The sequence below is a fragment of the Lactobacillus helveticus DSM 20075 = CGMCC 1.1877 genome, assembly GCF_000160855.1.
Classification (GTDB): Bacteria; Bacillota; Bacilli; order Lactobacillales; family Lactobacillaceae; genus Lactobacillus; species Lactobacillus helveticus.
The window spans coordinates 1-9,380 of the sequence record NZ_GG700759.1; the positions used below are offsets into that span (position 1 = coordinate 1).

9 protein-coding genes and 1 pseudogene are annotated in these 9,380 nt (G+C 35.6%); 4 read left to right on the forward strand and 6 right to left on the reverse strand.

All coding sequences use genetic code 11. The features are described 5' to 3' along the window. Positions 1–243: 243 nt before the first annotated feature. Together HMPREF0518_RS08160 and HMPREF0518_RS08165 are read left to right on the forward strand one after the other, a co-directional pair. Positions 244–1,176: an NAD(P)/FAD-dependent oxidoreductase gene (locus tag HMPREF0518_RS08160; protein WP_371870065.1), complete on the forward strand. Its 933-nt coding sequence runs from the start codon at positions 244–246 to the stop codon at positions 1,174–1,176. 8 nt (positions 1,177–1,184) lie between these two features. After that, positions 1,185–1,835 (forward strand): VTT domain-containing protein, encoded by a 651-nt coding sequence (locus HMPREF0518_RS08165; protein ID WP_003627731.1) that lies wholly within the window; start codon positions 1,185–1,187, stop codon positions 1,833–1,835. Positions 1,836–1,848: 13 nt separating this feature from the next. On the opposite strand, the gene HMPREF0518_RS08170 is transcribed toward HMPREF0518_RS08165, so the two are convergent. From HMPREF0518_RS08170 to HMPREF0518_RS08190, 5 genes are read right to left on the reverse strand one after another with little or no spacing between them, the layout of a single operon-like run. Further along, positions 1,849–2,457, reverse strand: coding sequence for a TIGR01906 family membrane protein (locus HMPREF0518_RS08170; protein ID WP_003627732.1), 609 nt, complete (start codon positions 2,455–2,457; stop codon positions 1,849–1,851). Next, entirely contained in the window at positions 2,454–3,233 is a 780-nt protein-coding gene (locus tag HMPREF0518_RS08175) for a TIGR01457 family HAD-type hydrolase (protein WP_003627733.1), read from the reverse strand. Before HMPREF0518_RS08175 ends, HMPREF0518_RS08170 begins: the two co-directional genes overlap by 4 nt. Beyond that, positions 3,230–3,856: a YutD family protein gene (locus tag HMPREF0518_RS08180; RefSeq protein WP_003627734.1), complete on the reverse strand. Its 627-nt coding sequence runs from the start codon at positions 3,854–3,856 to the stop codon at positions 3,230–3,232. The genes HMPREF0518_RS08175 and HMPREF0518_RS08180 overlap by 4 nt, the downstream gene beginning before the upstream one ends. Further along, positions 3,840–5,231 carry a bifunctional metallophosphatase/5'-nucleotidase gene (locus HMPREF0518_RS08185; RefSeq protein ID WP_003627735.1) on the reverse strand — a complete coding sequence of 464 codons (1,392 nt, stop codon included), beginning with the start codon at positions 5,229–5,231 and terminating at the stop codon, positions 3,840–3,842. Before HMPREF0518_RS08185 ends, HMPREF0518_RS08180 begins: the two co-directional genes overlap by 17 nt. A 14-nt stretch (positions 5,232–5,245) precedes the next feature. Next, positions 5,246–5,566, reverse strand: a complete 321-nt coding sequence (locus tag HMPREF0518_RS08190; RefSeq protein WP_003627737.1) for a hypothetical protein — start codon at positions 5,564–5,566, stop codon at positions 5,246–5,248. A 92-nt stretch (positions 5,567–5,658) separates the two neighbouring features. On the opposite strand from HMPREF0518_RS08190, the pseudogene HMPREF0518_RS08195 reads away from it, so the two are divergent. Beyond that, a pseudogene (locus HMPREF0518_RS08195) lies at positions 5,659–7,028 on the forward strand (glycerophosphodiester phosphodiesterase). Positions 7,029–7,108: 80 nt separating this feature from the next. On the opposite strand, the gene HMPREF0518_RS08200 reads toward HMPREF0518_RS08195, so the two are convergent. Beyond that, positions 7,109–8,110, reverse strand: a complete 1,002-nt coding sequence (locus HMPREF0518_RS08200; protein WP_003627739.1) for a substrate-binding domain-containing protein — start codon at positions 8,108–8,110, stop codon at positions 7,109–7,111. A 146-nt stretch (positions 8,111–8,256) separates the two neighbouring features. Here HMPREF0518_RS08200 and HMPREF0518_RS08205 point away from each other — a divergent pair, with 146 nt between their 5' ends. Continuing rightward, on the forward strand, positions 8,257–9,363 hold the full coding sequence (locus HMPREF0518_RS08205; RefSeq protein ID WP_003627740.1) for a M24 family metallopeptidase: 1,107 nt from the start codon (positions 8,257–8,259) through the stop codon (positions 9,361–9,363). Positions 9,364–9,380: the final 17 nt, after the last annotated feature.

The window sequence follows — 9,380 nt, forward strand, 5'->3', positions numbered from 1 at the left end:
CTAAAGCTTGCAAGCTCTTCGTCATCTCTCAAGACGACTTTATTAATATATAATACTTAACTTAGTTTTGCAAGTATTTTTTATTAATTAAATTGCGTCCTTCAAAAGACGACTTAATTAATATACCCTAGTCAACAGATTTAGACAAGCACAAATTTTAAATGATTATTGTCTTAAATCGTGTTAAAGTTTATACATCAACATTTATAGGAGGTTTTAAAAATCAAAAAAGTCGATCTTGCCATTATAGGTGCTGGACCGGTTGGATTATTTGCAGCACATTTTGCTCATTTACATGGATTATCTAGCTTGATTTTCGATTCATTATCTGAAGTCGGCGGTCAGCCACAGATGCTCTATCCATTCAAAAAAATTAGCGACATCCCTGCGTATAATTCCATCAATGGAACAGCCTTAATTCAAAATTTAAAATCCGGTTTACCAAAAGAAACCGAAATTATCACTAATCATAAAGTTAATGATATTAAGAAAAACGCTGACGGTTTTGTCTTAGATAATGTCGTATTAGCCAAAAGCATTATCATCGCAACAGGAGCAGGCGCATTTAAGCCTAAAGAATTGCCATTGAAAATGAGCGATGAAATTCAAAAAAGAGTGCATTACTTCATTAAGGATCCTAAAGATTTCGCAAATCAAAAAATTGGGGTTTTCGGTGGAGGCAATTCTGCTCTTGATTTAGCAATTGAATTAGCAAATTATGCAAATGTAAAAATCATTCACCGTAGAAATGAATTTCGCGGTCTTGAATTAAATGTTAAAAAATTGCGTTCTTTAACAAATGTTAAAATTTTAACTCCCTACCTTCCAAAGGATATTCAATTAATTAATAATCAATTAGATATTACTCTTAAAGGCATGGTCGATGTTCAATCACGTCATGAACAATTTGATCAGATCGTTGTTGCTTACGGTTTTAAAGCCAATAATCGTTTTATAAAAAATTGGGGAATTGAACTTAACGGAACTAACATCGCCGTTGATCCAACTATGAAAACCAACATTGATGGAATCTATGCAGCGGGAGATGTAGTAAGCTACCCTGGCCGTGTTCCTTTAATTGCACTAGGATTTGGGGAAGCTCAAATTGCTATCACTTCTATTATGCGTGATTTATTCCCAGAAAAAAACTTAACCATTCACTCAACAAGCATTTAGGAGAAAAAATGACTTTAATCGATTTTATCTTACATATTGACGACCACTTAGTCACAATTGTTAATCAATTTGGTGGCTGGTCTTACCTAATTCTGTTTGCCATTATCTTTATTGAAACTGGAGTAGTTATTTTTCCATTCCTGCCTGGTGATTCACTTATTTTTGCTGCTAGTGCAATGGCCGCTAATCCGAAATACGGATTAAATATTTGGCTCATCTATTTAGTAGTTGCCTTCGCTGCAGTCCTGGGTGATACTGCCAACTATGAAATTGGCGCCTGGTCTACCAGAGCGGGAGAAGAACACAGCTGGTTTAACAAATTGATCAACCAAAATAATCGACTAGCTGCCGAGAAATTCTTTGAACGCCACGGTCCAATCACGATTGTGATCGGAAGATTTATTCCGTTTATCCGTACATTTGTCCCCTTCATTTCTGGTGGTAGCAAAATGCACTACGGTAAATTTATCGCCTACAACATTATCGGCGGTTTGCTTTGGACAGGATTATTTACTATTATCGGATTCTTCTTTGGCAACATCCCTGTAGTAAAAGACCATTTTTCAATGATCGTAATTGCCATCATCTTAGTTTCAGTGGTGCCAATTGCAATCGTAGCTTTAAAGAAAAAAATGTCATTCAAAAAAGAGTTCCACTAATTGGAACTCTTTTTTATCTGCGTAATAACTTTTCAGCAAAATATAATTCATAAATAATTCCGGCTACTGCAAAACAAGATGCAAAAAAGCCTTCTGTCAATACATTAATGATCGGATCAGTATTTGGATCAAACAGCCAATCATTGTTGTTAAACAAAATGTGATGAAAAATCACGAAGAAACTATCAAAATTAGTTACCGCAAAAGGAAATACTACAATTGGCAATAACAATAAAATAAGTGCTGCAGATTTATCTAGACTAAGCAGTGCTTTTTTTCTGCGCTTTTTAAAAACAAAATACAGCAACAGACACACAATAAATACAAGCACAGTAAAGACGAATAATTGCTTACATTCCGCAAAATGTTCTGCTGCATTTACGGATGTAGGAAAATTATCCATTTTAAACCGTTTTTTAAAGGGCCAGATCAAATAAACCATCAACTGGTTATAATTATGCATTACCTGAAATAAAGACATGTGAACAGTCTCATATGTCTTTTGAACAAGCATAAAAATAAATAAAAGCGGCCAGCTAGCGATAATAGCACCTACTACACTACTCGAAACCGCAAATAAAAAATGATAGATCAGTGAAAAAATATTATCTTTCGTAATCATAATTTGAATTCATCTAGGTTATTAACCACATAAGTTGGTTGGCGTTTTCCAATAATATCTTCTTTTTGAGTTACACCCGTCAAAGTCAATAATTGATCAACATCGCTGTTAAAGCCGGCCTTGATATCAGTATCATAGTTGTCACCTACTAATAAAGCATCCTCTTTGGCATAGCCTACTTTAGCTAGGGCTTTTTTGACAATGATAGATTCGGGTTTGCCGATATACAAAGGATCTACCCCACTTGCAGCTGCAACAAAGACGCATTGAGAACCATTACCTGGAATTAGTTCATCCCCTGTAGGCAAATTCATATCTGCATTAGTACCGATAAAAGTTGCACCACATCTAATTGCTCTAGAAGCCACACACACCTTATGATAAGTCAAATCCTTATCCATCCCTACAATTACGTAGTCCGGATTTTCTTCATTAAGCTCAAATTCAGGATGCTGCAACAACTCTCTCCACAAGCCAATTTCTCCAATAATGTATAAACCGATCTTTTTGTTCGAGTGATCTTTATTTTGACTCAAGATATAACTAGCCGTAGCCATGCTTGGAGTATAAATATGATCGGTATCAGTTTCTACTCCATGTCCCTTCAATTTATCGACCACCATCTGAGGAGTTCTAGTCGTATTATTGGTTAAAAATAAATAATCTTTCTTTGCTTCAATCAAGCGGTGAACAAATCTTACTCCTGATTCGACAGTATCTTCACCACGATAAACTGTCCCATCTAAGTCAATCAAAAATACCCGGTAATCTTTCACTGGTTTTCCTTTCTTTTCTTAATAATAAAAGAATGATATCGTCCAAATTCTTTTTTCACTGCAATTGATTGCTTTTTCTTAAATTTAGTCTGATGAACTCGACGTTTTTTGAATGGATTATTCTCATTCTTACGGTAGCCTTTACCATGACGTCGACGTGAGTGAAAACGATCATTTCTTCGATTACGTTCACGTTCGTAATATGGTTTACGCGTTCTTTGATGTGGATAATGATGAGTAGGATTAGTTAATTCTAAAATAAAATATGGTCCGCCTGGATTACAATACTCGGTTAAATAATCCACGATCGCCATTTCTTTTTTATCAATCGAAGTGCGAGCTTCGTCTTTGTAAAATCCCTTTAAGCGTAAGTGATCGCTTGAAACATCCCCTACTAAATAATCATATTGATCCAAAAACGGATCATATTTTTTACGGAGCATTTCTAAATCCAGTGCATCCCGTTCATTAGTGACAATTGTATATAACTGTTCATTAATTTTTATGCTCTGACCATCCTGTGCTACGTTAACAAGTGGATGACGCAAAGGCTGTTCTTCTTTAAATTTATTTATTTTTTCCTCTGCTTTTTTTTCTGAATTACTTTTATTTTTTTCTGTCATTTACTTCACTTCTCGATGATAGTGGGTATATTTTAGCCAAATAATTGCCAACAACTTCACGTAAAACTTGAGGGAATAAGAATTCATTTTCACCAACAATAGCTAAAGTTGGAAAGAATGGCACTAATACATAGTTATCTAAACAAGCAATTTGATATTCTGCTTCTGGATCAATCTCATGACCATTGGCATATACAATTCGCTTGCGCATATCTACTTTAATTCCCTTGTAGTACATTTGCCCGAAAATCTTGCCTCTAAAGCTCATCCCTTGCAAATGAAAATGATCTAGATAATGGCGATTCTTTTCAATTTCCATTACTAAACGCCAAAGATCGCTGCCTTTCAAGGTTGAACGAACAACATGCATAGGATGTGGCAATGCTTTTTGCAAATCATATTGGGTTAAAACCCCACTCTTAAATGGTGTCAAAAAGAGACCTGAACTCAAGATAGCTAAATCTGTCTTAGCAAAATCAGCAATTGCATCAAGTGAAACTTGTACTGCGGCAATTTTGTCATCATTAAATTTTTCAGGCAATTTAGCTACTTTATGTTCAGATAAAAGTTTTTGCCCTTTATCATAATAGCCTTGGATAACTGCTTCATCTTCAGGCTCTGCTGGCATTGAAGCTGTAGGAATCGTATCTGGTGCAATCTTAGTTACATGATGATTTTCTAGTTCAACATGAATATCACCAACATAATTGCCCCATTTTCCAGTTTGAGTAATCCAAGTATGTTCAACTTTTTCACCATGAGGCAATAAATCATGACTGTGTCCACCAACAATTAAATCAATTTGGGGATAATTTTTAGCCAGCCAGCGATCCATCTTAAGCCCTACATGAGTAATCAAAATTAAAACATCATATTTATCCTTAATCTGAGCTAATTGCTGATCCATTGCATGCCCCAGCATCTTAACGTGCCAGTGATTTGGGCCATAAGTCATTGGATATGCAGCAGTAAGACCAATTAAAGCAATGCTCGTATTTTTCTTAGTTTTAATAATTTTATGACCTAGTGCCCAATTCGGCATAGATTCATCTTCTTCACGCAAATTGGCTAAAACCACTGGAAAATGAGCATGATCAAATAATCTTTCTAATACCCAATGCGGATTGGAGATTCCTTCATTGTTGCCGATCGTGATTGCATCATAGTTAAAGCCATTCATCAATTTAATATTAGCTTGGCCCTCTGTTGCATCGGTTAAGGGATGCGAACGATCCATAAAGTCACCGGCATCAAAAGTATAAACTTCATCAACTGAAGTATCTGCTTGAGCCTTTTTTAAATAGCGCCCAATTTTAGGAAAATGTTCAAAATGTGAGTGTAGATCATTAGTATGTAAAATTCGCAAAGTTTCCATTTTCGTACTACTTTCTATCCAATTCGATTGGCCTTCAATATCATGTGATAAGCATCCAAAATTTTACCTTTAGGCTTATCCCATTCTACCCACTTAGGATTTTTCCAGTCATCTTCATTAGTCAACGTCTGTAAATCATAAGTATCATTGATATATTTTTCATACTCAACCAGCGCAGTAGTACGCGGAATATTCAATTGCAATATCCGTACTTTTTTAATTTCACCATGATCCACCGCTAATTCAGCAATTCCATTTTGATCAATATTAGAAATTTCATAATAACGACTACCATCATTTCTGGTAATCTCTTCAATTAAATCCAATTGTTCCATTAAATTCACCCTTTTGGAATAACAGAATCATACTATAAATAGAAAAAATGTGTAACCATGCTATTGTTAATATGCGATAGAGGTGTACACACATGAAATTTAAAAGCCAACTCTTTTGGGCTCTTTTTTTAGCTTAATCTTTTTTACAACAAGTGGTTTTACTGTTGTCGGTCACCGCGGCGATCCCATCAAATATCCTGAAGAAACTATTCAGTCTGATGATTCTGCCTTCAATTTCGGTGCTGATTACGTCGAACTCGATCTCCGACTTTCAAAAGATGGAGTTTTAGTCATCTCTCATGATGATGACCTTGAGCGAGTTACTCATACACATGCAATTGTATCACAAAATAACTTTGAGACACTCAAACAACTAAAGTATGATAATGGCGAACATGTAATGTCGCTTAATGAATTATTTGAACACTATAAAAATAAGCCCAGCGCCAAGTTTGTCTTAGAAACAAAAATCGACCACAGCATTAATCCATCATATGAACTTGAAGATAAAATTGCTGCAGTAGTCAAGAAATACCATATGCAAAAACGGATCATGATTCATTCTTTTTCTGCAGCAAGTTTATTTCATTTTAGAAAAATAATGCCCGATGCTTATTTAATCTTCATCGTAGGAAGTCTAAGACGAATCAACTTCAGTATTTTGCCACAAGTAAATGCTGTGAACGCTGCTTCGGATATTGTTCAAGAGCATCCCTTCTTAATTAATTGGCTCCACAAACTGCATAAGCAACTATTTGTTTGGGCAGAAATGGATGAATCGCCTGCTCTTTGGCATTGGTTAATCAATCGTAATGTCGACGGGGTTGTTACCAACTTTCCGGCAACAGGATTCAAATATAAATTAGCCAAAAGCGGCACAAAAAAATATACCATCAATCGAACAGGAATCTATTTTGGTAAAACTAAAACCTCTACTATGATGAATCCTTACGTCCGCATCAAAGAGAAGAAATATGTCTGGCCTAATCAAAAAGTCAATGTAACTTATGGTGTACGAGTCGACAACAAATTATACTATCAAATTGCAGAGAAGACTTTTATTTCTGCAGAATTCGTCAATTTAGATTTGCGTCATAATGATATCGCACCTTATGAAAATAAAAAGATAATCGCTAAACCTAATACTAAAGTGGCAATTTACAATTATCCTGACAATCAGGCAAAAACAAAGAAATTCTTACCTGCTAACACATTATTTAAAATTCAAAACTTTAACGGAAGTCCTAAGAATATGTGGCTCTACACTAAAAAAGGTTGGATTAAGGCTGATCAAATACTCTTCTATGGCTTTTTCAGTAAAAAAGCTTTTCAGCAATATAATAAATTGCCACGAGTAAGCAAATACACGAACTTGGTTTTGTTACCTTTTAACCCAAACAAATTAACACTTACGCCAACTTACTGGCAAAAGCAGAAACAAATTAATCATATTATCCGCTAAAACAAAAAGAAGTAGTTCTTATCAACAATGTCTTAACTTAATGACATTATCCTTACCAACTACTTCTTTTTTGATACTTTTTATCGATTTAATGTACTTTGTTTTTTAACTAATTCATATGGCAATTCAATATGAGTTTCGTCAACTTCTTCATTATTCATCAACTTAGTCAACATTCTCATAGCAACCGCACCCATATCATAAAGTGGTTGCTTAATTGTGGTCAAAGCTGGACGAACAACAGAAGCAAGTTGAGTTGCACTTGCAGTAATAATTTCCAAATCTTCTGGTATCTTCTTGCCTGCATCTATAGCAGAATTCAAAATACCAACAGATGAAATATCACGAGTAACAATTATACCATCGATACCATCTTTAACGAGTTGTGGGTATAAATTGTAACCGTCTGAATAATCTTTAACCCCGGTGTAAACATGTGGTTCACCTAAATTATTCTCTTTGATAAATTCATTGTAGGCAGGAATTCTATTTTCGCCGTTTACAACTGCATCTTCATCACCAACAACAAGTGCCAAGTTCTTCTTGCCATCGTGCATTAATAAATTCAATGCTTCTGTATCAGCTTTCTTATAATCGATAGTTACAGATGCGAACTCGTCGCGATTATTCCTCGTTCCGGCCAATACCACTGGAGTATTAGTTCTCTTAAATGCTTCTGCAGCTTCATTTGGCAAACGGTTTGCCATGTAGATCACGCCATCTACTTGCTTATTAAGCAAGCTTTGAATTACTTGATCTTCTTTCATCAAACGGTTTTCAATACTGGTAATGATAATGTTGTATTTATATAAAAGTGCAATATCATCAATACCCTTAGATAATTCTGCAAAATACAAATTAGTCAAATCTGGGACGATTAAACCAACTGTAGTGGTACGCTTAGATGCTAACCCTTGCGCTACAGCATTTGGTTGATAATGTAATCTCTTAATTACTTCAAGAACACGATCACGTGTCTCTTTGCTCACATTATTATTGCCGTTAACAACACGAGAAACTGTCGCCATAGACACCTTAGCTTCTCGAGCAACATCATAAATTGTAACTTCTTGTTTATGCATCGCTTATTCTCAGTCCTTCCGAAAAATCCTTCACCTTAATTTATCATTGTTTTGCTCTAAGTGCAAACGTTTACATCTTTTCTTTCGTTTTTTTCATAGAAAAAGCATGATATACTGACACTAAACTAACGAAAAAGAGGCTATTTATGAACTTAGACAAATTACAACAATGGCTGCAAGATTCAAACAATGATATTGCATACATTTCTAATCCAATCACTATTTCTTACTTCACAGGATATTCCATGGATCCTCATGAACGTATCTTTGCTTTGCTCGTATTTAAAGATGCAAATCCTTTTATTTTCTGCCCTGCTTTAAACGTTGAAGAAGCAAAGAATTCTGAATGGAACGGTGACGTTTTTGGTTACCTTGATTCAGAAGATCCTTGGGAATTAATTGCGGATAATGTAAGAAAGAGAACTAGCGATACTCACACTTGGGCAATCGAAAAAGATGATCTTTCAGTTGCTCATTACCAATATCTGCGCGGTGAATTTCCAAATGCCAGTTTTACTAACGACGTTTCTTCATTCATTGAAAGACTTCGTCTTTACAAGACGCCAGAAGAAATTAAGAAATTGCAAGGCGCTGGTGCCGAAGCTGACTTTGCTTTCAAGATTGGTTTTGATGCAATTAGAACTGGCGTAACCGAAAGAAGTATCGCTGGTCAAATTGATTACCAATTAAAAATCCAAAAAGGCGTAATGCACGAGAGTTTTGAAACTATTGTCCAAGCTGGTAAGAATGCCGCTAACCCACACCTTGGTCCAACTATGAATACTGTTCAACCTAACGAACTTGTTTTATTCGACTTAGGTACTATGCATGATGGTTACGCATCTGACTCAAGTAGAACAGTTGCTTATGGTACGCCATCAGACAAGCAACGAGAAATTTACGAAGTTGACCGTGAAGCTCAACAAGCTGCAATCGAAGCCGCAAAACCTGGCATCACTGCCGAAGAACTTGATAGCGTTGCTCGTGACATCATTACTAAAGCTGGCTATGGCGAATACTTCATTCACCGTTTAGGCCATGGTATTGGTAAAAACGTACACGAATATCCATCTATTGTACAAGGTAATGACTTAGTTCTTGAAGAAGGCATGTGCTTCTCCATTGAACCAGGTATCTACATCCCTGGCTTTGCTGGAGTCAGAATTGAAGACTGTGGTGTCGTAACCAAGGATGGCTTCAAGACCTTTACACATACTGACAAAGATCTAAAGATTATTCCTATTAGAGATTAATCAAAAAATTTCGAAAC

Excerpts from the sequence above, each read along its gene's own strand:
- HMPREF0518_RS08190 (WP_003627737.1), bottom strand. The coding sequence starts at position 5,566 with ATGGAACAATTGGATTTAATTGAAGAGATTACCAGAAATGATGGTAGT.
- HMPREF0518_RS08200 (WP_003627739.1), bottom strand. The coding sequence starts at position 8,110 with ATGCATAAACAAGAAGTTACAATTTATGATGTTGCTCGAGAAGCTAAG.
- HMPREF0518_RS08165 (WP_003627731.1), top strand. The coding sequence starts at position 1,185 with ATGACTTTAATCGATTTTATCTTACATATTGACGACCACTTAGTCACA.
- HMPREF0518_RS08185 (WP_003627735.1), bottom strand. The coding sequence starts at position 5,231 with ATGGAAACTTTGCGAATTTTACATACTAATGATCTACACTCACATTTT.
- HMPREF0518_RS08170 (WP_003627732.1), bottom strand. The coding sequence starts at position 2,457 with ATGATTACGAAAGATAATATTTTTTCACTGATCTATCATTTTTTATTT.
- HMPREF0518_RS08180 (WP_003627734.1), bottom strand. The coding sequence starts at position 3,856 with ATGACAGAAAAAAATAAAAGTAATTCAGAAAAAAAAGCAGAGGAAAAA.
- HMPREF0518_RS08205 (WP_003627740.1), top strand. The coding sequence starts at position 8,257 with ATGAACTTAGACAAATTACAACAATGGCTGCAAGATTCAAACAATGAT.